General features: G+C 72.0%; 20 protein-coding genes. 9 read left to right on the top strand and 11 right to left on the bottom strand.

The genetic code is table 11. The features are described from left to right. Nucleotides 1-35: 35 nt before the first annotated feature. Together HNR73_RS13755 and HNR73_RS13760 are read right to left on the bottom strand one after the other, a co-directional pair. Nucleotides 36-527, bottom strand: coding sequence for a hypothetical protein (locus HNR73_RS13755; protein WP_184787794.1), 492 nt, complete (start codon nucleotides 525-527; stop codon nucleotides 36-38). A gap of 269 nt (nucleotides 528-796) precedes the next feature. Continuing rightward, nucleotides 797-1,240: a GNAT family N-acetyltransferase gene (locus tag HNR73_RS13760; RefSeq protein ID WP_184787795.1), complete on the bottom strand. Its 444-nt coding sequence runs from the start codon at nucleotides 1,238-1,240 to the stop codon at nucleotides 797-799. A gap of 198 nt (nucleotides 1,241-1,438) precedes the next feature. On the opposite strand from HNR73_RS13760, the gene HNR73_RS13765 reads away from it, so the two are divergent. Together HNR73_RS13765 and HNR73_RS13770 are read left to right on the top strand one after the other, a co-directional pair. Beyond that, nucleotides 1,439-2,767: a C1 family peptidase gene (locus tag HNR73_RS13765; protein ID WP_184787796.1), complete on the top strand. Its 1,329-nt coding sequence runs from the start codon at nucleotides 1,439-1,441 to the stop codon at nucleotides 2,765-2,767. 303 nt (nucleotides 2,768-3,070) lie between these two features. Next, nucleotides 3,071-4,111, top strand: coding sequence for a serine hydrolase (locus tag HNR73_RS13770; protein ID WP_184787797.1), 1,041 nt, complete (start codon nucleotides 3,071-3,073; stop codon nucleotides 4,109-4,111). A gap of 72 nt (nucleotides 4,112-4,183) precedes the next feature. Here HNR73_RS13770 and HNR73_RS13775 read toward each other — a convergent pair whose 3' ends face one another. Continuing rightward, nucleotides 4,184-5,275 carry an alkene reductase gene (locus tag HNR73_RS13775; RefSeq protein ID WP_184787798.1) on the bottom strand — a complete coding sequence of 364 codons (1,092 nt, stop codon included), beginning with the start codon at nucleotides 5,273-5,275 and terminating at the stop codon, nucleotides 4,184-4,186. 54 nt (nucleotides 5,276-5,329) lie between these two features. On the opposite strand from HNR73_RS13775, the gene HNR73_RS13780 reads away from it, so the two are divergent. Genes HNR73_RS13780 through HNR73_RS13790 form a run of 3 tightly spaced genes read left to right on the top strand, consistent with a single transcriptional unit; the run spans nucleotide 5,330 to nucleotide 9,093 of the window. Further along, complete coding sequence (locus HNR73_RS13780) at nucleotides 5,330-5,707, top strand: MerR family transcriptional regulator (RefSeq protein ID WP_184787799.1); 378 nt, start codon at nucleotides 5,330-5,332, stop codon at nucleotides 5,705-5,707. A 36-nt stretch (nucleotides 5,708-5,743) separates the two neighbouring features. Next, complete coding sequence (msrB, locus tag HNR73_RS13785) at nucleotides 5,744-6,133, top strand: peptide-methionine (R)-S-oxide reductase MsrB (RefSeq protein ID WP_184787800.1); 390 nt, start codon at nucleotides 5,744-5,746, stop codon at nucleotides 6,131-6,133. An 8-nt stretch (nucleotides 6,134-6,141) separates the two neighbouring features. Further along, on the top strand, nucleotides 6,142-9,093 hold the full coding sequence (locus HNR73_RS13790) for an ATP-binding protein (protein WP_184787801.1): 2,952 nt from the start codon (nucleotides 6,142-6,144) through the stop codon (nucleotides 9,091-9,093). 188 nt (nucleotides 9,094-9,281) lie between these two features. Here the strand turns inward: HNR73_RS13790 and HNR73_RS13795 are convergent, their stop codons facing one another. Together HNR73_RS13795 and HNR73_RS13800 are read right to left on the bottom strand one after the other, a co-directional pair. Continuing rightward, nucleotides 9,282-9,845 (bottom strand): hypothetical protein, encoded by a 564-nt coding sequence (locus HNR73_RS13795; protein ID WP_184787802.1) that lies wholly within the window; start codon nucleotides 9,843-9,845, stop codon nucleotides 9,282-9,284. Nucleotides 9,846-9,921: 76 nt separating this feature from the next. Then, entirely contained in the window at nucleotides 9,922-11,808 is a 1,887-nt protein-coding gene (locus HNR73_RS13800; protein WP_184787803.1) for a hypothetical protein, read from the bottom strand. 314 nt (nucleotides 11,809-12,122) lie between these two features. Here HNR73_RS13800 and HNR73_RS13805 point away from each other — a divergent pair, with 314 nt between their 5' ends. The 3 genes from HNR73_RS13805 to HNR73_RS13815 are packed head-to-tail and all read left to right on the top strand — an operon-like array spanning nucleotide 12,123 to nucleotide 14,321. Further along, nucleotides 12,123-12,623, top strand: coding sequence for a hypothetical protein (locus HNR73_RS13805; protein WP_184787804.1), 501 nt, complete (start codon nucleotides 12,123-12,125; stop codon nucleotides 12,621-12,623). 10 nt (nucleotides 12,624-12,633) lie between these two features. Then, nucleotides 12,634-13,170 carry a GNAT family N-acetyltransferase gene (locus tag HNR73_RS13810; protein WP_184787805.1) on the top strand — a complete coding sequence of 179 codons (537 nt, stop codon included), beginning with the start codon at nucleotides 12,634-12,636 and terminating at the stop codon, nucleotides 13,168-13,170. A 2-nt stretch (nucleotides 13,171-13,172) separates the two neighbouring features. Beyond that, the gene (locus HNR73_RS13815) at nucleotides 13,173-14,321 is read left to right on the top strand and encodes a cytochrome P450 (protein ID WP_221330920.1); all 1,149 of its coding nucleotides are present in this window, start codon (nucleotides 13,173-13,175) and stop codon (nucleotides 14,319-14,321) included. Here HNR73_RS13815 and bioD read toward each other — a convergent pair. The 4 genes from bioD to HNR73_RS13835 form a co-directional block, all read right to left on the bottom strand. Further along, nucleotides 14,293-14,943 (bottom strand): dethiobiotin synthase, encoded by a 651-nt coding sequence (gene bioD / locus HNR73_RS13820; protein ID WP_203686902.1) that lies wholly within the window; start codon nucleotides 14,941-14,943, stop codon nucleotides 14,293-14,295. The two genes, HNR73_RS13815 and bioD, sit on opposite strands and share 29 nt — an antisense overlap. A gap of 5 nt (nucleotides 14,944-14,948) precedes the next feature. Next, nucleotides 14,949-16,076: an 8-amino-7-oxononanoate synthase gene (locus HNR73_RS13825; RefSeq protein ID WP_184787808.1), complete on the bottom strand. Its 1,128-nt coding sequence runs from the start codon at nucleotides 16,074-16,076 to the stop codon at nucleotides 14,949-14,951. Next, nucleotides 16,073-17,407, bottom strand: a complete 1,335-nt coding sequence (bioA, locus tag HNR73_RS13830) for an adenosylmethionine--8-amino-7-oxononanoate transaminase (protein WP_239122366.1) — start codon at nucleotides 17,405-17,407, stop codon at nucleotides 16,073-16,075. The genes HNR73_RS13825 and bioA overlap by 4 nt, the downstream gene beginning before the upstream one ends. A gap of 61 nt (nucleotides 17,408-17,468) precedes the next feature. Next, nucleotides 17,469-18,113 (bottom strand): DUF3159 domain-containing protein, encoded by a 645-nt coding sequence (locus HNR73_RS13835; RefSeq protein ID WP_239122367.1) that lies wholly within the window; start codon nucleotides 18,111-18,113, stop codon nucleotides 17,469-17,471. Between the two features lie 146 nt (nucleotides 18,114-18,259). Between HNR73_RS13835 and HNR73_RS13840 the strand changes: the two genes are divergently transcribed. Continuing rightward, nucleotides 18,260-19,279 (top strand): TY-Chap domain-containing protein, encoded by a 1,020-nt coding sequence (locus tag HNR73_RS13840; RefSeq protein ID WP_184787811.1) that lies wholly within the window; start codon nucleotides 18,260-18,262, stop codon nucleotides 19,277-19,279. 4 nt (nucleotides 19,280-19,283) lie between these two features. Here HNR73_RS13840 and HNR73_RS13845 read toward each other — a convergent pair whose 3' ends face one another. Then, the gene (locus HNR73_RS13845; RefSeq protein WP_184787812.1) at nucleotides 19,284-19,721 is read right to left on the bottom strand and encodes a hypothetical protein; all 438 of its coding nucleotides are present in this window, start codon (nucleotides 19,719-19,721) and stop codon (nucleotides 19,284-19,286) included. A 76-nt stretch (nucleotides 19,722-19,797) separates the two neighbouring features. Continuing rightward, entirely contained in the window at nucleotides 19,798-21,396 is a 1,599-nt protein-coding gene (locus HNR73_RS13850; protein WP_184787813.1) for a serine/threonine protein kinase, read from the bottom strand. Between the last annotated feature and the right edge of the window lie 18 nt (nucleotides 21,397-21,414).

Genomic DNA, 21,414 nt, shown 5'->3' on the forward strand with positions numbered 1-21,414 from the left:
TCCACGGGGGCCGGTGGGCGGCCGTGCGCGGATCCCTATTCGGGGAGGACGCCGAAGCCGATGCCCGGGCAGGCCTCGTCGATCTTGTTCGAGTTCGCCTCGTAGGAGTCGATCTTGGCGTTGTCGACGCCGTCGGCCTCCAGCTCGTCGAGGGCCTTGTCGTCGCCGGCCTCAAGGGCCTTCTGGTGCTCCTCGATCTTCGGGGTGTCCTCGCCCCACTCGGTGACGCGGGTGCCGAGGTCGGGGTCCTCGAAGTCCTTGCCGTTCTCGGCGGCCCAGTCGGCCAGGGCCAGGAACTTCGTGGGGTCGAACTCGTCGAAGGAGGCGGTGGCGCTGGGGGCGGCGTCGTCGACCTGCTCCTTGAGGTCGGTGCAGTCCAGGGACGGGCTGTCTTCGGCGGGGGTGTCGGCTCCCGTACCGGACCCGGAGCCGGTGTCGGAGCCGGCGGAACCGCATCCGGCCAGGCCGATGCCGAGGAGGGTGACGGCGGCGGCGGTGGACAGGACGCGTCGTGCGAGGTGACTCATAACTTCCTTTTGTCTTTGTTGAAAGGGTTGTGGGGCAGCAGGCACCATATTCGGCTCATGCCACGTTCGGCCACTCTCGTGTGGATGCGTTTGTCGAGTGTCGACAGGCGGCGTCCGGGGGAGGCCGCCGAATCCGCCGGAGTGCGCGCGCGGAGGGCCGCGAACCCTACAAAGGATTTGATGGAAGTCGATAGAGTCTCGCGGTTCTCACCGTCGGCGACCGCTGCTGCACAACGCCGCGGTGTCGGTGATCCGCCTGCACCAACGGGTCAGTGAACGGCCGCGCGACGCATCGGGACGTGCGGGATGCCGTCCTCGTCGAGGTACTCGTCGCCGTCGACTCGATAGCCGAAACGGGCGTAGAAGTCCTTGGCGTAGGTCTGCGCGTCGAGGACCGACTCGCGCCCGGCGACGGCCTCCATCGCCGCCTCCATGAGCAGGCCCCCGACACCGCTCCCGCGCGCCGTCAGCGCGGTGCACACGCGCCCGATACGGGCCACGTCGCCGGCGTCGGACAGTATCCGCAGGTAACCGGTGACGCCGGCGTCGCCTTCGGTCCAGATGTGCACCGTCGACGGCTCGGTGTCGCGGCCGTCGAGCTCGGGATAGGCGGCCTTCTGCTCGACCACGAACACGTCCACGCGCAGGCGCAGCAGGGTGTAGAGGGTGAGCGTGTCGAGTTCAGTGAAACGCGCGGCGCGGATGCTCGTCATGCGCACATGACAGCACAGTCCGGGCACTGTTCCAGACCCAGGTCAAGTAGGTGAAACTCTTCGCGAACGACCAGGTCACCAGCACGTCACAGCATGATCTCGACCTCGCCGTTACCCACTCGTAAGCGCTAGGGTGCCAGAAAGCTCGTTACCAGCCTCACACGTTCCAACACGCGATCCGCAAGGAGCCACACCCCTATGGACGCTGCGCTCACTCAGTCGCAACTCGACGCCCTCCACAAGGAGTTCGCCGCGAACCGGGCCTACAAGGTCGCCCAGAACGCCGTGGCGAAGACCTCCCTGAACGACGTGGTCCTCGACAACGCCAAGGCGAAGTCGATCGACCACACCATGTCCCACCACCTTGACGACTGGAAGGTCACCAACCAGAAGCAGAGTGGCCGTTGCTGGCTGTTCGCGGGTCTCAACCTCCTGCGTCCCGGCACCATGAAGGCCCTGGGCGTCAAGGACTTCGAGTTCTCCCAGAACCACATCATGTTCTGGGACAAGATCGAGCGTGCCAACTACCTGCTCGAACAGGTCATCGACATGGCCGACGTCGACATCCAGGACCGCACCCTGCACAAGGTGCTGGCCTCGGCCGCCGAGGACGGCGGCCAGTGGAACATGTTCGTCGCCTTGGTGCAGAAGCACGGCCTGGTCCCCAAGTCGGTCATGCCCGAGACGCACGCGTCCTCGGCGACCCGCGAGATGAACGGGATCCTCCGTACGGTGCTGCGCGAGGGCGCCCTGCGCCTGCGCACCCAGTCGGAGACCGGCGCGTCGATCGAGGCGCTGCGGGAGACGAAGGAGGAGGTCCTCCAGCTCGTCCACCGTGTGCTCTGCATCCACCTCGGGACGCCCCCGGCGTCGTTCAACTGGCAGTGGATCGACTCCGACAAGGAGTTCCACCACGAGGGTGAACTCACCCCGCAGCAGTTCGCGCGGAAGTACGTCACGCTGCCGCTCGACGAGTACGTCTGCCTCGTGCACGACCCCCGCCACGAGTACGGCCGCACCTACACCGTCGACCGGCTCGGCAACGTCATCGACGCCCCCGGCGTGGTCTACCTCAACGTCGACATCGACGTCATCGCCGACATCGCCGCCAAGGCGCTCACCGGTGGCGAGCCGGTGTGGTTCGGCTGCGACGTCGGCCCGCACATGGCCCGCGACGAGGGCATCTGGGACACCGGCCTGTTCGACTACGAGGCGCTCTACGACACCGAGTTCGGCCTCGACAAGGTCCAGCGTCTCCACTACCAGGAGACCGCGATGACGCACGCGATGCTGTTCACCGGCGTCGACGTGCGCGACGGCGAGGCGCTCCGCTGGCGCGTCGAGAACAGCTGGGGCGACGAGAAGGGCCAGAGCGGCTACTGGACCATGACCTCGGCCTGGTTCCGCGAGTACGTCTTCGAGATCTCGGCCCGCCGTTCGGCCCTCCCGGCCGAGCTCGCCGCCGGACTCGACACCGAGCCGATCGTCCTGCCCGCCTGGGACCCGATGGGGTCGCTCGCGCGCTGAAGGCGCTCGCCCGGCTAGACGGCATGTCGGAGATCCGATGAGGACGCGCAGGCGACCTCATCGGATCTCCGATTTCGTGTTTCCAGGGGAAACCGCCGGGCCCGCCGCCCGCCCGGTGAGTACCCGCACGAGCGCCCAAGGTCGCCGTCATCGGCAGTGTGATCACGACCGGGCCTCCTCGTGTTCGCCCGTCACGACCAGCCATAACTCCCTTACGTACCAGGAAAGTGGCCCGTGGGAGCGAACCCCCCAAGACGGCGAGGACGTCTATATATTTGATCGACTCAATCGAAAGGGACCCACGTGTCACCGAAGATCAACCGTAGGGGCGCACTCGGCCTCGGCACCGCCGTCGCCGCCGGAACCGTTCTCGCCGGCACCACCTCGACCGCGGCCTCGGCCGCCCTTGAGGCCGGAGAGACGGCCGACGAGGTGTCGCCGGCGACGACCGTCGCCCAGGCGTGCGAGCGGGTGCGTCGAATCTATGAGCGGCACAGCGCGGTCGCCGGGGGGACCTGGCGGGCCTACATCACCGTCGCCGACGGGACGGGCACGCAGCACGTCGCCGTCAACGACGAGTCCGACGTGGTCGTCGACGCCCTCAGCGTCAACAAGATCGCGATCGCCACGGCCGTGCTGGACAAGGCCGACCGCGGCCTGATCTCCATGACGGACCTGATCGACGTCACCAAGGAGATCATCATCCCCGGCGGGGACGGCATGTTCCGTCTCGACGGCTGGTACCCGAGCCACGTGACGGTCGGCCACGCCCTGGCCAACCTGCTCACCATCTCCTGCGACACCTCGGTCCGGCTCTCCGGGCTGAAGGCGCCGACGCTGGAGATCAACGAGATCATGAAGGCCAAGGGTTTCCCGAAGACCCAGGTCGAGCCGGGCTCGAACCCCAACCGCATGTTCATGGGCTGGACGACCCCGCGCGAGATGCACGACCTCTTCTCGGCCCACGTCCGCGGCCAGCTGGTGTCGGAGGCGGCGACGAACTTCCTGTTCAACCTGATCCGGTCGCCCATCGCCTTCACCGACGGCATCCGGCTGAACCTGCCGACCGGCGACCGCATGCGCATCGCGACGAAGGCCGGCTGGCTCGACAACGACCGGCACGAGGCCGGGATCATCTTCGACGCGAACAACGCGCCGATCCTGACCTACTCCATCTTCGCGACGCTGCCCGACAGCGACCCCGAGGACTTCGGCAGCGCCCACCCGCTGAACGCCGCGCGCGCCCGCATGGGCCAGCGCTTCTTCAACGTGGTGAGCAGGCTGTCCGGCCCGGCGCGCTTCGCCGAGCCGACCAAGGAGTACGCGCCGACCAACGGCGGCTGACCTCGAAGGTCGCGTGAGCACGTGGTGTGAGGAAAGGGCCCGCCGGTAGGCGGGCCCTTTTCCGGGGGCGGATCAGGCGTCTGCCGTCGTGTCCGTCAGCGCCGGGTAGTCCACGTATCCCCGCGTCCCTCCGATGTAGACGGTGCTCTCGTCGACGGGCGCGAGCGGCGCCCCCGTCGCGAAGCGCAGCGGCAGGTCCGGGTTGGCGATGAACAGCCGCCCGTAGGACACGATGTCGGCGAGCCCTTCGGCGAGCATCCGCTCGCCCTGTTCGCGTGTCGTCGGCTGGGCCGGGTCGTAGTTGCCGATGAGCGTCCCGTGCCAGCGCGGCCGCAGGTCGGCCAGCGCGGGGTAGGCGCTCTTCTCGCTGATGTGGAGGTAGGCGAGGCCGAGGCGGTCGACGGCGTCGACGAGCGGACGGGCGGTGGCCGCCGGATCGGCCTGGTGGAGGCCGTTCTCGGGGTTGCCGGGGGAGATCCGCAGCCCGACCCGGCCGGCGCCCACGGCGTCGGCGACGGCCTCGGTGATCTCGATGGCGAGGCGGATGCGTCCGTGGGCGCCGCCGCCGTACTCGTCGGTGCGGAGGTTGGCGTTGTCGGACATGAACTGCGCGAGCAGGTAGCCGTTGGCGCCGTGGATCTCGACGCCGTCGAAGCCCGCGGCCACCGCCAGCCGCGCCGAGGCGGCGTAGTCGGCGACGGTCCGGTCGATGTCGGCGCGGGTCATGGCGCGCGGAGTGACGAACGCGCCCTTGCCGTGCTCCAGGTGGGTCAGTCCGGGCGCGGCGACCGCCGAGGGTGCCAGGGGCGTGTCGCCGTCGGGGTGGAGGGTCGGGTGACTGAGCCGTCCGACGTGCCACAGCTGCGCGAAGATCTTCCCGCCCGCCTCGTGCACGGTGCTCGTGACGGGCTTCCACGCGTCGGACTGCTCGCGGGTCGCCATGCCGGGTATCCACGGTCCGCCGCGGCCGTGCGCGTTCGGCCACAGCCCCTCGGTGATGATGAGTCCGGCGGACGCGCGCTGACCGTAGTACAGGCTGGTCCGCGGGTGCGGCGCTCCGGTCAGGGATCCACGCGCGCGGCTCATCGGGGCCATGGCGATGCGGTTGGAGAGGTCGAGGGCGGAGGAGCAGTACGGGGCCAGAAGATTTAGTTGCTCATGCATGTATGTGACGCTAAACCCTCACGTCGACGTGAGGGTCAAGGTAGGCTTCGTCACATGCGAATCGGCGAACTCGCCCGACTGGCCGGCGTGAGCATCCGCTCGCTGCGCTACTACGAGGAACAGGGCCTCCTCGCGCCCGCGCGCACGCCCGCCGGCTACCGAATCTACGCCGACGGCGACATCGAGCGCGTGGCCCGCATCCAGCTGCTCTACGCCGCCGGGATGCGCAGCTCCTGCATCGCCGACGTCCTCGGCTGCGTCAACGGCGACGGCACCGAGGCCTACGCCGAACCCGCGCCCGATCTGATCGCCGGCCTGATCCCGGTCCGCGAGCGCATAGTGCGGCAGATCGCCGAGCTCGGCGACTCGCTGACGGTCCTCGACCGCATCCTCGGCGCCGCGCGCGGGCCGCTCGACGTCACGCGTACGTAAGGATCACGGGCCGCCGGGCGACGTAGTGTCGTAGCCATGACCGAAGATCCGTGGCAGGCGAAACTCAGTCCCGCCGAGTTCCGGGTGCTCCGCCTCGGGGGCACCGAGCCGGCCTTCACCGGCGAGTACACCGACACCGAGACCGAAGGCGTCTACGAGTGCAGGGCCTGCGGTTCGGAGCTGTTTCGCAGCGACACCAAGTTCCACAGCGGCTGCGGCTGGCCGTCCTTCGCCGACGCCGACCCGGCGAAGGTCACGCTCATCGAGGACCGCTCGATGGGCATGGTCCGCACCGAGGTCCGCTGCGCCAACTGCGACTCGCACCTTGGCCACCTCTTCAAAGGCGAGGGCATCGCGCCCAAGGACCTCCCCGACCAGCGCTACTGCATCAACTCCATCAGCCTGCGACTGAAGCCGAAGGAGTGAGCTGACCCGTGCGCGTCGGCCTCCTCGGCCCCCTCGAAGTGACCGACGGGGGCCGCGCGCTCGTCATCGGCGGGCGGCGGGTCCGGGCACTGCTGATCCGGCTCGCCGTCGACGCCGGGCGGTTCGTGCCGCCCGGCGAGCTGGCCCGCGCGATCTGGACCGATGACGGCCCCGCCGACCCCGCCCACGCCCTCCAGGCCCTGGTGTCGCGGCTGCGCGCGGCCCTGCCCGGCGATGTCGCGCTGGAACTCGGCGACGCCGGATACCGGCTCGGTCTCGCGCCCGAGGACGTCGACCTCCACCGCTTCGAGGCGCTGATCGCCGACCCGGCCCCGGCGCGCCTGCGCGAGGCGCTCGCGCTGTGGCGCGGCGGCCTCCCCGCCGAGACCGACGACGCCCCCTACGCCGTCGCCCTCGGCGCCCGGCTGGGGGAGCTCCGGCTCACCGCCGTCGAGTCCGCCGCGAGCGCCGAACTGCGTCTCCCCGACGCCGACGCGCGTGCCCTCACCGCCGAACTCGGCGAACTGACCGCAGCGCATCCCCTGCGGGAACGGCTCGGCGCGCTCCTGATCACCGCGCTGCACGCCGACCGGCGCCGCGCCGAGGCGCTCGCCGTCTTCGAGCGCTACCGGGCGCGGCTCGCCGAGGAACTGGGCGCCGACCCCGGCCCGGAACTGCGGGCGGCCCACCTGGCCGCCCTGCGCGCCGACCCGGCGCCGCGCGGGAACCTGCGCGCGGCGCTGACCGGCTTCGTCGGCCGCGGCGAGGAACTGGCGAGGGTCGCCGCGCTGACGCGTGAACGCCGCCTCGTCACCCTCGTCGGACCCGGCGGCGTCGGCAAGACCCGGCTGGCGGTGACCGCCGCGGCCCGCGCGCCCGAGACGGCCTGGCTGGTCGAACTGGCCGCCGCCGGTCCGGGCGACGACCTGGCCGCCGTCGCGCTGCACGCCCTGGGGCGGCACGGGAGCACACCCGGCGCCGACGCCCTGGCGAACCTCACCGAGACGCTGTCGGCCGAACCCGCCCTGCTCGTGCTCGACAACTGCGAGCACCTCCTCGACGACGCCGCCCGGCTCGCCGAGGACCTGCTCGCCCGCTGCCCGAGCCTGCGGATCCTGGCCACGAGCCGTGAACCCCTTGGCGTCCTCGCCGAGTCGCTGCTGCCCGTGCCTCCGATGGATCCGGCGACCTCGCTGCGCCTGTTCACCGAACGCGCGATGGCCGTCCAGCCCGACTTCGACCTCGACGCCGAACGCGACCTCGTCATCGGCCTCTGCCGAACGCTCGACGGTCTTCCACTGGCCATCGAACTCGCCGCGGCCCGCCTGCGGGTCATGACGCCCGGCATCCTGCGGGACCGGCTCGCCGACCGTTTCGCGATCCTGCGCGGCGGGAACCGAACGGCCCTGCCCCGCCACCGGACCCTGCTGGCGGTCGTGGAGTGGAGCTTCGACCTGCTGGACGACACCGCCCGCGCGGCCGCCGAGAACCTCGCGGTCTTCCCCGGCTCCTTCGCCGCCGACGCGGCCGCGGCCCTCGGCGTGCGCACGGAGGACCTGGACTCGCTGGTCGACAAGTCCCTCCTCGAACTCCTCGACGGCGGCCGCTACCGGATGCTGGAGACGATCGCCGAGTACGGCCGCTCACGCCTACGCGAGGACGGTCGGCTGCGCATGGTCGGCGCCGCGCACGCCGCGCACTTCGCCGCCCTGGCCGCGCGGGCCGCTCCCGCCCTGCGCTCGTCGGAGCAGCTGGCGTGGCTCGCCGAACTCGCCGTAGCGGAGGACGACCTCCTCGCCGCCTTCCAGCACACGCTCGCGGCCGATCCGGGCGCGGCCCTGGTGCTGGCCACCGACCTGAGTCCCTTCTGGACGGTCCGGGACGGTTCGGCCGCGACCGCCGAGCGGCTGCTGCGCGCGGTCGAGCCGGCGAGTTCGCACGAACGCGCGCCCGCGGCCGTCGCCGACCACCTGCTGCACACGATCCTCGCCGGGCGGCCCTCGAAACTCAGCGTGACCGTCGAGCGGCCGGGTGAGGCGGTCGGTGCCCTGGTGACGGCCCTGTCCGCCTACCTCGACGACGACCCCGCCACCGGAATCGCCGCGCTGCGGCCCTGGCAGGACCACCCCGACCCGTTCACCCGCGGCACGATCCGCTTCGCGAGCGGGCTCCTGCTGTCCAACACCGGCGGCCTCGACGCCGTGCGCGCCGCACTCGCCGCCGCCGCCGACGCCTTCGCCGCATGCGGGGAACGGCGGTCGCTGGTGACGGCCCTGGGCTTCCTCGCACAGGTGCGGACCGCCGCCGGCGACTTCGTGGGGGCCGCCGAGGCGCTGGAGCGTTCGATGGTCCCGGCCGCCGAACTCGGCGCCGGTCACGACCGGCGCGTGTGGCTCGGTGTCACGCACGTCCACGCGGGCGACCGGGAGGCCGCCCGCGTGGAGTTCGAGGCCTACCTCGCGCGCACACCCGGCGGTGCGAACGCGGGCACCGCCCGGGCCGGTCTGGCGTCGCTGGCCCGCCTCGACGGCGACCTCGCCGAAGCCGCCCGCCAGCTCGCGCTCGCCGCGTCGGTGGAGACCGGTGAGCCGGGGCTGCCCGCGCTGCTGCGTCTGGAGGCCGGGCACCTCGCCGGTGACCGGGACGGTGCCGCGCGACACCTGCGCGAGGCCCTCGACCTGGCCGCCGCCATGCCCGACATGCTGCTGGTCGCGGCGGTCGGCGTCGGCGTCGCCCGCCATCGCCTCCGCCACGGCGATCCCGGCACGGCCGCCGACGTGCTCGGTGCCGCCCACGGCCTGCGCGGTGCGGCCGACGACGCCCACCCTGATGTGGCCGGGCTCCGCGAGGATCTGGACCGCGCGCTGGGTGAGGCGGTCCGACTGGACAGGCTTGAGCGAGGGAGGGGTTTGCCGCGTGAGGCGGCGCTGCGGCTGATTCGGGAGGCTGTGGCGGGGTAGGCGGTGGCCGGGCGCCCCGCCGGGCGTGCGTGGTGGCTCCGCGGCGTACCCGAGAGATCCTGCCGGGCCAGGCGGTGTCCCGGCGTGGTGAGCCCGCCTCGCCCGGCGTGCGCGAGTGCGGGCCGTGCCACGCGGAGCCCTCGCACCAGCGCACCCGGAAGCGACACCCGCCGGACCGTCGCGTCCCGCTAAACCGCCACGCGCTCGGCGAAGGACGCCGCGCAGGCGCGGTTGCAGAAGGCATAGTTCTCCCCGTCGTGCTCGACGAGGATCGGCTCGCCCGACAGCGCGACGGTCATCCCGCAGACCGGATCGATCGCCGTGGCCTCGCCCGCCCGGATCGGTACGGCCGCGATCGTCTCGGCGCCCATGGCGGCGCGCATGTCGCGGATCAGTTCGGCGGCGCGCATCGGCGCGTCCACGCCGAAGTCGCCGTCGGGGACCGCGTCGAAGTAGATCCACGGCTTCAGCGGGTCCAGTGCCGCGGCCAGCTTGGTCATGAACACCTCGCGGCCCTCGTCGGTGAGCATCGCCGCCGGGAAGCTCACCCGGACGACCGGGCGCGGATCGCCGCCGGTCGCCCACACCACCGCCTCGTGCACCACGACCTGCCAGCCGGCGCGCGCGGCCGCGGTCTCCCGGGGGGTCTGGCAGTCGCCGCGACTGATGTCGTCGAGCATCCGCTCGGCCGTCGCGGCCAGGGCCTCGCCGCCGAACAGTCCCTTGGGGACGGTCAGTTCGATCTTCAGCATGAGCTCGGGTTCCTTCCGTGAGGTTCTCTCCCGGAAGGCTGCGCGGGGGCGCTCACAGAACGCTCACAGCCGCCTCTCAGGCCGTCACGAAGACCTCCGGCAGCTCCTCCTCGCGCCCGGCGGCGCGCAGCAGGTCCGCCGCCGCCGTCGCCGCGGCGGCCACACAGCGCCGGACGGGCCACGACGGCAGGGCGCCCTCCTCGCGGACCCGCTCGGTGTAGACGCGCGCGTCGGAGGTCGTGAACGCGACCTCGCCGTCGACCTCGGCCAGGCGCAACGCCGTCCCCACCCAGTTGCGCGCCCGCTCCCGCGCCGCCGGTTCCATGCGCGGGTCGGCACCGGTGAGGTCGGGGAAGTCGGCGGCCAGTTCGCCCGCCGCGACCGCGTCCATCGCCGCGACGAACGCCAGGGTGTGCAGGCGGATCGTGTCGTCGCCCCAGGTGTCGTCGTCGAGCAGGACCGTCCCGTGCATCGACGGGTGCGCGACCAGCTCGGCCGCCAGATGACGCGGGGCGAGGACGGCGCCGGGGCCGCGGACGCCGACGTCGGTCGGGATGAGCGCCGCCGCGCGGCCGATCACCTCAAGGACGGCCAGGATCGGGCCCGAGCGGTCGTCCTCGGCGGTGATGACCGCTTCGAGGGCGTCGTTCATGTCGTCATAGGGGTCCTCGCGCTCGCCGCCGTCGCGTTCGGTCTCGGCCAGCGCGGCGGCGAACTCCAGCAGCGAACGGCGCAGCTCCGGGGGCAGGTCGACGGTCTCGACGGCGGCCACGGTCGGTTGCGCACCGGCCATGATCAGCGCCGAGCAGGTGAAGAAGTGGAAGGGTGTCGGGTCGATGACGAAGACGTCGCGGAAGTCCTCGGTCTCGCTCATCTCCGACAGCAGCTCCGGGCGGCGGATCGCCGTCCACACCAGCGCCAGGGCCGTCGAGGCGGCGTAGATCTCCTCGTCGTCGTGTTCGACGGAGACCTCCAGCTGGCCGGTCTCCCATTCGGCGTAGGTGGCGACGATCTCGTCGTCGCCGAGGGCGTCGAGGACGCGCCAGGTGCCCTTCACCTCGGCGAGGGGCGCGGCGAGGGTCGCCAGGGTGCGCAGGCCGGCCCAGAGCAGTTCGCGGAGCCGGTCGGTGCGACGCCTGCGGTAGTCGGGTTCGGGCTCGCCGGCCTCGGGGTGACGCCAGGCGAGGCCGTGGTCGGCGGTGAAGTAGGAGAGCAGCTCGTGGCCGCGCACCTGGTCGTCGTGCCAGCCGGGCTCCTCCCCGGCGACGGCGCCGCGCGCCCGCCGCAGCAGGCTCGCGGCGAGTTCGAGGTCGCCGCTGCCGCGCACCACCAGCCGCGACGTGGCGCCTTTCGCGGCCTCGAAGCGCGCGGCCCGGACCAGCAGGATGCCGAGTTCGTCGACGAGGTCGCGGTCCCAGGGCGCCTCGTCGGCACCGGCGACGACCTCGGCGGCGTCCACGCCGCCTTCGGGCGCGGCCGGGTCCCACAGGGACGGCAGCGCCGAGACGAGGAGGTAGCGGGCGCTCAGGGAGCGCAGTTCGTCGCCGAGCAGCTCCGGCGGCGGCCGGTGGGAGAGCTCGCCGTCGTCGTCGAAGGGCGGCAGCCAGTTCTCGGCGTCGTAGGGCTCGTCGAGGGGGACGACCTTGAGTTTGCCGACGGAGTATTCGAGCAGGCCGGGGCTCCAGGTCACGACGTGGCGGGCCAGCGAGGCCGCCGCGAGCGAGGCGGCCTCCAGGCCGACGTCGGGGAGGACGACGACCACGAAGGCGCCGCCGGGGTAGCCCAGAACCCGGTAGTCGAGGACCGTGTCGGCGTCCTCGGCTTCGGTCTCGGCCTCGACCTCGCGGTCGATGCGCGGGGACCGCCAGCCCTCCTCGACCGCGGCGAGGACGGCCTGGGCGACGACCGTCCCTTCGTCGTCGGTACGGGGACCGGTTATCTCGATCTCGCACAGGTAGGGCATCGGGCTCCTCCCCCACGCTCCGACGAGCGGGCACGACGGAGTGATTATCCCCGATTCGCGCCCGTCTGCGGGGGACGCGCACGAACGGCGGGTGGTCGCTTGTGGACGGACGGGTGACGAGTGGGGGCCGTTTCACGCGCGAGCGGGCGGTTCGGGAGGAGCGCCGGAGGCGGCGGGATCGGTCCATCGTGTACCCACGTCCGGGTGAGTCGTTCCCCCGCTCGTAGCGGATTCCTTACCGAACCCGGATATTCCCGCTGGCCACATGGGACGATCAGCCGAAAAGCAGCGGTGTGTGTTGTAGGAGGCGACCCGTGGGTGGGAGCGCGTCGTTGTACTTCCGCCCGACCTGGAGACAGGTGTGCGGGCGGGGGCTTTTCGCCGGTGTCCTGGTGGCCGCGGTCGCCGCCCTGTTCGTGGTGTGGGAGGGCCTGACCGGTACCGTCGGGCCGATCGACCTCGTCCCGATCCCGGCCGGTTTCGTGCTGGGGGCGGCCTTCGTGGCCCCGCTGGCGTACCGCAGCGGCGCCAGCGTCGACGAGTCGGGCGTGCATCCGATCGCGCTGGGCCGCTCGACCTTCGGCTACCTGCCGTGGACGAGCATCGTCGAGATCCGCCCGGAGCGGCGGGGGACGCGCACGGTCCCCGTCATCTACCTCGAAAGCGGGCGGACACTGCGGATGCGCGCACCCTACGACGGGCGCCTGTGCGCGGCCGACCCGCACTTCGACGAGAAGGTGTTCATGCTGCGCAACCTGTGGGAGACCTATCGCTCCTGGCCGACGCCGGCGGCCGGGGAGCGCCCGCGCCGGTAGCCTTTCGCGCATGGTTCCCGATCTCAGTGGTCTCGTCCTGCGTCCGTGGCGCGTGGAGGAGGCCGAGCTGCTCTTCGACCTCCATCACGACCCGCTGATGCGCACGCAGGCCCAGTTCGACGACCTCGACGGCGCCCGGGCCTGGATCGCGTGGGTCGACGGCCTCGACAACGGCCACGCCTTCGCCATCGCCGACGCGGCCGACCGGCCGTGGGGCTCGATCGGCGTCACCAACATCGACCGCAACGCCAACGGCTGGACCTGGTACGCCACCCACGCCGAGGTCCGCGGCATGGGAGTGGCCACCGACGCGCTGTGCGGCATCGCCGCCTGGGCGCACGCGCAAGGCCTCCACCGCCTCGAACTCGGCCACCGCCTCAACAACCCGGCCTCCTGCAAGGTCGCCACCCGCGCGGGATTCATCGCCGAGGGCGTCCGGCGCGAGAAACTCCTCCAGGACGGGCAGCGGCACGACACCGAGGAGCACGCCCGCCTGGCCACCGACCCGTTGCCCGAACCGGGCCGGCCGGTCATCGTGCGCCCGTGACGCTGCACCGGCTTTGGGAGCACGACGCGAAGGCCCCGGTGTGGCGGCAGGGCGGGCAGGTCGTCGTCGCGAGCCACGCGCTGGTCCGCCGGGTCCTCGGCGACCAGGCCGTCTTCGCCCCCGGCAACGCCCTCGACGCCGTCACCCCGATTCCCGTGGCGGCGCTGCGCGTGCTGTCCCGCAACGGTTTCCGGCTCCCGGCGACCCTCGCCAACAACGGCACCGACACGCATCCGGCGCTTCGCGCGATCGTCGGGGAGGCCATGACGCCCGCGCGCGTCGACGCGTTGCGGCCGTGGCTGACCGGTGTCGTCCGGCGCCGGGTCGCGCGCCTCGCCGCGCGACTGCGCGAAGGCGGGACCGTCGACCTGTACGAGTCCCTCGCCGCCGACCTGCCGCTGCTCGCGCTGGCCCGTCTCATCGTGATGCCCGAGCAGGACGTCGCGGTCGTCAAGCGTTTCTCCCGCGCGGCCCTGGAGCTGTTCTGGGCGCCCCTCGACGCCGAACGGCAGGAGCGCCTGGCGCACGTCGTCGGCGAGCACCACGCCGCGCTGCGGGAGCTGGCGCGCACGGTGCCGAGCGGGCTCATCGCCGAGCTGCGCGCGCATTGCGGGCCGGGCGGTGAGGACCAGGTCGTGGCGGCGTTGTTCTTCCTGCTGGTCGCCGGGCAGGAGACGACCTCGCAGTTCCTGACGCTGCTGCTGCACCGGCTCGCGGGCGAACCCGCCGTCCGTGACGGCCTGGCCTCGGGACGCCACGGCGTCGCCGAGGTGGTGGAGGAGGGCCTGCGGCTGGTTCCGCCGATCGTGAGCTGGCGGCGGGTCGCGGCCGTCGACACCGAGCTGGACGGCTTCGCCGTGCACGCCGGTGAGAGTGTGCTGCTCTGGCTGGGCGCGGCCGGTCGTGAGGCCGCCGGGGACGACTACGTGCCCGGGCAGCGCGGTTCGCGGCGGCACCTGGCGTTCGGTGCGGGCGCGCACCGGTGCCTGGGCGCGCAACTGGCGCGGATGGAGGCGGCCGTGGTCGTCGCCGAGGCCGCGCCGCTGCTGCGGGGGTGCGAGGTGGTGAAGGCGCCGGACTGCCCGGACAATCTGTCCTTCCGCATGCCCGACGCCCTCGTGATCACAAGGTCCCGTACAGCGCTCCGGTGAGCCAGCCCGGTGCGGCGGCGGTGAACTCCGCCCGCGACAGGCCGCCCGCGCCCTCCGGCACGATCCCGGCGAGCCCGCCCGACATCTCCGTGAGCGTCGTCAGGTTCGTCTCGTGGACCGGCTCGGGATCGCGCGGCATCGCGCCGACGACGACGTTCGCGCCGATCCCGCGCGCGTCGAGTGCCTCCAGGGTCAGCGCGGTGTGGTTCAGGGTGCCCAGGCCCGCCCGGGCGACGACGATCGCCGAGGCCTGGAGGGCCGCGCACAGGTCGGCGATGGTCCAGCCGCGTTCGCCCATCTGCACCAGCAGTCCGCCGGCGCCTTCGATGAGCAGGACGTCGGCGGTACAGCCGTAGACGGCCTTGATCACGTCGGTCATCGGCAGCGGGGGAGCACCCGACGCGCGTGCCGCGGCCAGTGGGGAGAGGGCGTCGGGGAAGCTCACCAGGGCGTGGGAGTCGGTGACGCCCGACAGCCGGGTGACGGTGGCGGCGTCGTCGTCCCCGCCGGACTGCGCGGGTTTGAGGACGGCGACCTCCAGCCCGACCGCCGCGGCCGCCGCCGCGACGGCGGCGGTGACGACGGTCTTGCCGACGCCGGTGTCGGTTCCGGTGACGATCAGGGGTGTCATGGACGGGCCTCCGCGATGGTCTTGACGGCGCGCTCGAAGTCGGCGCGGTCGACGCCGGTGTTGACGGTGAGCCGCAGCCGGGACGTCGAGTCCGGTGTGGACGGTGGCCGGAAGCAGCCGACGGCCACGCCGTTCGCGCGGCACGCCGCAGCCCACCCTACGGCCTCGGCGGCGCCCGGAGCGGGCACCGAGAGGACTCCGGCGGCGGGGGCGGGGACGCCCAGAGCGCTCGCGGCGTGGGCGGAGCGGTCGGTCACCTCGGCGCGCAGGCGCGTGTCGGTGAGGGCGATCTCCAGTGCCGCGTGGGCGCCGGCCGCCACCGACGGGGGCAGCGCGGTGTCGAAGATGAAGGTCCGGCCGGTGTCGACCAGGTGCCTGCGCAATGACGGCGGTCCGGCCACGATCCCGCCCGCGGCGCCCAGGGCCTTGGACAGGGTCGCGGTGACCGCCAGTCCGGGCGCGCCGGTGAGACCGGCGGCGGCCACGCCCCCGGCACCGCCCGGCCCGATCACCCCGAGCGCGTGGGCCTCGTCGACGAGGAGGATCGCGCCGTGCGCCGAGGTGACCTCGTGTAGTTCGGCGAGGGGCGCGAGGTCGCCGTCGACGGAGTACACCGACTCCACCAGCACGACCGCGTGCCGTCCCGGATGCGCCGCCAGAATCGCCGACAGGGCCGCCGGATCGGAGTGGGGGAGCACCTCCGGGACGATCCCGGCCAGCCCGCAACCGTCCACAAGGGATGCATGCGCGTGGGCGTCGCGGATCAGCAGCGTTCCGGTACGGCACAGCGCCCGCACCGCGCCCAGGTTGGCCAGATAACCCGAGGAGTACACCAGCCCGCGCCCCTCTGCGCCCCCGAGAACCGCGCCGAGACGCTCCTCCAGGGCCTCGTGCGCCTCGGTGGAACCCCGCACCAGCCGCGAACCCGTCGCGCCCAGACCGTAGGCGTCGAGCGCGTCCCGGGCCGCCGACAGGACCGCCGGATGCCGCGACAGGCCGAGATAGTCGTTACCGGCCAGATCGACCAGCGCGTCGCCCGGCGAGCGCGCGACCAGCGACCGGGTCAGCCCGGCCTTCGCCCGCAGCGCGGCCTTCCGGTCGAGCACGTCCCACCACGACGTCACGCGTAGACCTCGGCGATCGCCTCGTCGAGGGCGCCGACGAGCAGGTCGGTCTCCTCGGGCCGCAGCGCCAGCGGCGGCATCAGCACCACCGAGTTGCCCAGCGGCCGCAGCCACACCCCGCGCCTCTTCGCCGCCTTGCACACCGCGACGCCCGCCCGTTCACCCTTGTCGGCGACGTCGACGGCGGCCATCACGCCCAGCCGCCGGATCCCGGTGACGGCCTCGTGGCGGGTCAGGGCCGCCAGCCGCTCGCCGAGCAGGACGCCGAGTTCGTCGGCGCGCTTGACGAGCTCGCGTTCCCGCATGAGCCGCAGGTTGGCCAGCGCCGCCGCCGCGCACAGGGGGTTGGCGGTGTAGGTGTGACCGTGGAAGAAGGTGCGGGCCTCGGCGGGGGCGCCCAGGAAGGCGTTGTAGACCTCGTCGGTGGCCAGGACCGCCGACAACGGCAGGTAACCGGCGGTCAGGCCTTTCGCCGCGATCAGCAGGTCCGGCACGATCCCGGCGTGCTCGCTCGCCCACATCCGCCCGGTGCGGCCCACCCCGACGGCGACCTCGTCGCAGATCAGCAGGGCGCCGTGCCGGTCGGCGAGCGCGCGCGCCGCCGTCAGGTAGGACGCGTCGTAGGTGAGGATCCCCGCCGCCGCCTGCACCATCGGCTCGACGATGATCGCGCAGACCTCGTCGCCGTGCTCGGCCATCAGCGACTCCAGCCCGGCCGCGGCCTCGGCGGCCGCGGTGGCCGGATCCGTCGTCCGCCGGTCGAAGACCGCGGGGGAGGGCGCCTCGACCGTCTTGAGCAGCAGCGGCTTGTAGGTGGCGTGGAACAGGCCGATCCCGCCGACGCTGACCGAACCGAGCGTGTCGCCGTGGTAGGCCTCGGCCAGCCGCACGAACAGCGGCCGGGCCCGCCCGGTCTGCACCGAGTACTGGTAGGCCATCTTCAGTGCGGCCTCGACCGCCGAGGACCCGTCCCCGGCGAAGAAGACCTTGCCGAGGGCGCGCTCGCCGCCGGTGGGGGCGGTCGACAGGAGTTCCTCGGCGAGTTCGATGCCGGGCCGGTGGGTGGCGCCGAGGAAGGTGGCGTGGTCGAGGCGGGCGAGCTGCTCGCGGATCGCGTCGTTGATCGCGGGTTCGCCGTGCCCGAAGGTGGTGACCCACAGGGAGGAGACGCCGTCGAGGTACCGGTTGCCGTCGATGTCGTATAGCCAGGGTCCTTCGGCGCGTTCGACGACGGTGGGTTCGTCGTCGAGCCAGCGGCTGTGCTGGGTGAACGGGTGCCAGACGGCGGCGGCGTCGCGCTGGAGCCAGGCGGCGCTCTCGGTCTTCGGCACGGCAAGCCCTCCTTTTGTAGGTTTCATACGACCTTGTTTGGAGGGTACGACAGGGAAATGTTCAGTCGACCTGCGGATGGCGGATGCCCGGGTGGCCCGGGGGGAGCGACTTGCGCAGCACCCACCAGCTGATCGCGAGGCAGGCCGCGATGAGCGGCCAGGTCATCACGACGCGGGCCGCGGTGAGCCAGGTGACCTGGCCGGCCCACCAGAGGGGGAGGAACACCGCCAGGCGCAGCACGTACTGGAAGATCCACACGACGCTGGCGCGGCTGTAGGCGCGCAGCAGGGCCGGGTCGCGGCGCCAGCGGGTCCTCTGGCCGAGCGCGGCCCCGGCGATGAGGCCGAGGAAGGGCCAGCGGACGACGATGGAGATGAGCCAGGCCAGGACCGAGGCGCCGTTGCTGAGGATCTGCAGGAGGAAGAAGTCCTCGGCGCGGCCGGTGTAGATCGCGATGAGTCCGGCGACGCATACGCCCAGTAGCCCGATGAGGACCGCGCGGGGGCGCGTGCCCCGCCGCCAGCGCCATGCGGCGACAATGGCACCCACGACGAGTGCGGAGACGACCCCTATCCCGATCGAGTGACCGGAGATGAGCCATCCCACCCCGAAGGCGACAGGCGGTAGCGTGGCGTCGATCGCGCCCCGGCGACCGCCGAGCAGCGCGGCGAGGGAGTCCCGCCGGTCCAGATCCTGGGCACTCACCCGCACACCGTCCAAGTTCGTCGAATGGTCAGCTCGCGTAGGTCCGTCAGCAGAATTGAGGATAGGCAAGCCTAAAGGTTCAGCCCGGTCGCATCCAGTGTCCGGGGCCACTGTGAAGATCGACGAGAAGATGGCAGGATGCGCAGATGCTCGGTACCAAGCGCCTGACCGACCAGCAGCTGGACGAACTGATCGCCCGGCTCGGTCGTGTTGACTTCGGACGCTGGCGCGAGGGCGATCTGGTGCGCGCGATGGAGTTCCTGGGCTGGGAGTTGCACCGCGGCCAGGCCGGCGAGGAAGGGCTCGGCGCGTTGCGCGCCGAGACCGGGTACACCACCGGCGCGGCCTTCGCCGACATGGTGCCCTCCTCGGCCAACGTCAAGACCGACGCCGAGTACTACGCGATCGAGCTGATGGTGCTGAAGTCCGCCGAACGCGGCAAGGCCGGTGAGGAACACCGGATGATCGTATTCCGTGAGGTGCTGCGCCGGATCTTGAGAGTCCTCGGCCAGCCCGACATCCGGGGCGGCGACGGGGGCCCGTGGGTCCGCTGGCGCGACCCGGTCGCGACCCTCGAACTGCACCTGCGCCGCTTCTACGGCGGGGTGAGCCTGCGGATCCTGGCCACCGAGGCGATGGAGGCCCTGGAGGCCCGCAACATCGTCCACGGCGACACCTCCGGGTGGCGTGCCTACAGCCGTGAGGACATCGAACTCCCGGGCGAGCCGGTGGTCAAGGACATCGCCGAGTTCGCCGACCGCCTCACCGGCTGCATCAACGACATGGCCGGCGACATGCCGATCATGGACACCGCCGCGACCCTGATCCTGCGCACCAACGACTGGTCGGGCCGGTTCGTGCAGACCGTCGTGGACGGTTCGATCCGCGTGGAGGCGTCGGCGGCCGTCCGGGATCCCTACCGCGGCGGGCTCGGCCGCCTCGCCGACCTGGGGTATCGCCCGCCGGGCGGGGGAGTGCCGACCTGGTCGCGGACCTTCGAGCACGGCAACCGCGCCGACTCGGCCGCCGCCGCGCACATGCTGGTCGACGGGATGAAGCTGTTCGGGATCGACGACCTCTTCGACATCCAGTACGACGGTTTCACCGCCGACGGCGAGCGTCTTTACCTGCCGGTGCTGGGGATCGCGGGCCGGTCGGCGTTCTAGCCGCTCACGCCAGCGCCGGGTCGGTGAGGTCGAGGGTGAGGATGTTGCGCCAGTCGTTGGTGAAGTATCCCGTCGTCCCCTCGATCCGCGCGTCCGTGAAGGGGTTGGACGACCACAACGGCGCGATCCAGCGCAGGGAGCCGTCACCGTTCAGGCGGGCGATCCAGCCGATGTTGCCCATCCCGCTGCTGCCGCCGGTCATCCGGCCGGAGCCGTCCGGCAGGGCGACGTCGAAGTCGGCGTATGCCGCGTCGCCTCCGTCCTCGGTGAGGGCGGTGACGTCCATCGGCCCGCCGATCCGCCACGGGATGGGCTGCCCCGCGTCGTAGTGGTAGGCGCCCGGCCCGGGGACGTGCAGTTCCAAGGCGGTGTCGTCAGGGCGGTAGAGGCCCTCGTTACTCGGCATTCGCCCGGCCGCCCACAGGCGTTCGACGCCTCCCATGTCACGACGGTAGCCCGGAACGGGGAACCGGGCGGCCCGAAGGCGCGCCCGGTTCGAGTCCACTGTGGTCGGAGGGCTAGTACTCGATGCCCTGTTCGTCGAACTTGTCCTTGCAACCCTCGTTGTAGAAGACCTCGACCGTCTTGCCCGTCTCCAGCTTGGTGCCCGCTTCCGGGGACTGCCCGTAGGACGTGCACTTGGTGCCGTCGCCGCCGTCGCCGAGTTTTACCTTGAAGTCGAAGCCGCGCTTCTCGACCCAGTTCCTCGCGTCGGGCACGTTCATGTCGTTGCCGGGGGGCGACACCGGCGGAACTTCCGCCGTCTCGCCGTCCGAGCCGTCGTTCCCGTCTCCCGAGGGCTCCGTGTCGTCCGGGCTTTCGTCGCCGGGGGCGGGGGTGTCCTCGCCGCCGGGGTCGTCGCCTCCGTCGGGATTGTCACCACCGTTGTTGTCGCCCTCGGTCTCGGTGACGCCCGGGTTGGCCCCGAGGTCGCCGCCGGTGTCCCCACCGGTCCCGTCGTCCTTCGGCAGGTTCGACAGCAGCACGGCCCCCAGCACCACCGCGATCACCGCGATGACGCCGGCGAGGATCATCGGCGTCTTGTTCCGCCGCTGCGCCGAGCTCGCGACCCGTGCGCCTTCGACGGGCGGTGCCACCACCGGGGCGGGGGCGGTCGCGGCGGCCTGGCGCCGCAGTGCCGCCTTGGCCTCCTTGGGCGTGCGGACCGGGATCGCCGCGGCCCCGGCGATCTTGGCCGGCTTCGTCGCGGGCTCGGTCGCGCCGGCGGTCTTGGTCACGTTCGGCATGACCCTGGTCATCGGTGCGTCGGTCAGCGGCGTGATCGCCGCCATCGACGCGGTCGTCTCACCCCGGGGGATGAGCCCGTTGAGGGCCTTGGCGAAGGTCAGGCAGTCGGGGTAGCGGTCCTCGGGCTTCTTGCGCAGCGAGCGCAGCACCGCCGCGGCCAGCACGGGCGGGGTGCTGTCGGGCAGATCCGGGACCGGGTCGCGCAGCTGCTTGATCGCCACCGACATCGGCGTCGTGCCGTCGAAGGGCAGTTCGCCGACGATGCAGCGGTAGGTGACGATCCCCAGCGAGTACTGGTCGCTGGCGGGCACGGGCCGCTCGCCGGAGACCTGCTCGGGTGCCATGTAGTAGGCCGTGCCGATGACGGTCCCGTCGGCGGTCAGCGTCATCGACATGTCGGTGCGGGCGATGCCGAAGTCGGTGAGGACGACCGTGCCGTCCTCCTTGACGATCAGGTTGTCGGGCTTGATGTCACGGTGCACGATCCCCCGTTTGTGCACCGCGTTGAGGGCCTGCGCGGCCTGCACGACGATCCCGGCCGTGCGCTCGACCGTCATCGTCTCCTTCTCGTCGCGCAGGATGTCCCCCAGTGACCTGCCCGGAACGAACTCCATGACGAGGAAGGAACTGCCCTCCTCCTGCCCGAAGTCGTAGATGTCGACGACGTTGGCGTGGTGGATCTGCGCGAGCGTGCGGGCCTCGGCCTCGAAGCGCGCCTGCTGCTCGGAGTTGTCGCGAAGGTTGGCGTGCAGCATCTTCACCGCGACGGTCCGGTGCAGCGTCAGGTCTTCACCGCGCCATACCTCTCCCATGCCGCCGGCGCCGATGCGCTCATCGAGTCGGTAGCGGCCATTGATGGTCTTCGTCATCGGCGTGTTTTCTCCCCC

The sequence above is a fragment of the Phytomonospora endophytica genome (assembly GCF_014202425.1).
GTDB lineage: Bacteria > Actinomycetota > Actinomycetes > Mycobacteriales > Micromonosporaceae > Phytomonospora > Phytomonospora endophytica.

Bases quoted from the DNA above. Each gene is read 5' to 3' on its own strand.
- HNR73_RS13755 (WP_184787794.1), bottom strand. From the start codon at position 527: ATGAGTCACCTCGCACGACGCGTCCTGTCCACCGCCGCCGCCGTCACC.
- HNR73_RS13850 (WP_184787813.1), bottom strand. From the start codon at position 21,396: ATGACGAAGACCATCAATGGCCGCTACCGACTCGATGAGCGCATCGGC.
- msrB (WP_184787800.1), top strand. From the start codon at position 5,744: ATGACCGAAGATCCGTGGCAGGCGAAACTCAGTCCCGCCGAGTTCCGG.
- HNR73_RS13810 (WP_184787805.1), top strand. From the start codon at position 12,634: ATGGTTCCCGATCTCAGTGGTCTCGTCCTGCGTCCGTGGCGCGTGGAG.
- HNR73_RS13780 (WP_184787799.1), top strand. From the start codon at position 5,330: ATGCGAATCGGCGAACTCGCCCGACTGGCCGGCGTGAGCATCCGCTCG.
- HNR73_RS13840 (WP_184787811.1), top strand. From the start codon at position 18,260: ATGCTCGGTACCAAGCGCCTGACCGACCAGCAGCTGGACGAACTGATC.
- HNR73_RS13760 (WP_184787795.1), bottom strand. From the start codon at position 1,240: ATGACGAGCATCCGCGCCGCGCGTTTCACTGAACTCGACACGCTCACC.
- HNR73_RS13795 (WP_184787802.1), bottom strand. From the start codon at position 9,845: ATGCTGAAGATCGAACTGACCGTCCCCAAGGGACTGTTCGGCGGCGAG.
- HNR73_RS13800 (WP_184787803.1), bottom strand. From the start codon at position 11,808: ATGCCCTACCTGTGCGAGATCGAGATAACCGGTCCCCGTACCGACGAC.
- HNR73_RS13765 (WP_184787796.1), top strand. From the start codon at position 1,439: ATGGACGCTGCGCTCACTCAGTCGCAACTCGACGCCCTCCACAAGGAG.
- HNR73_RS13775 (WP_184787798.1), bottom strand. From the start codon at position 5,275: ATGCATGAGCAACTAAATCTTCTGGCCCCGTACTGCTCCTCCGCCCTC.
- HNR73_RS13845 (WP_184787812.1), bottom strand. From the start codon at position 19,721: ATGGGAGGCGTCGAACGCCTGTGGGCGGCCGGGCGAATGCCGAGTAAC.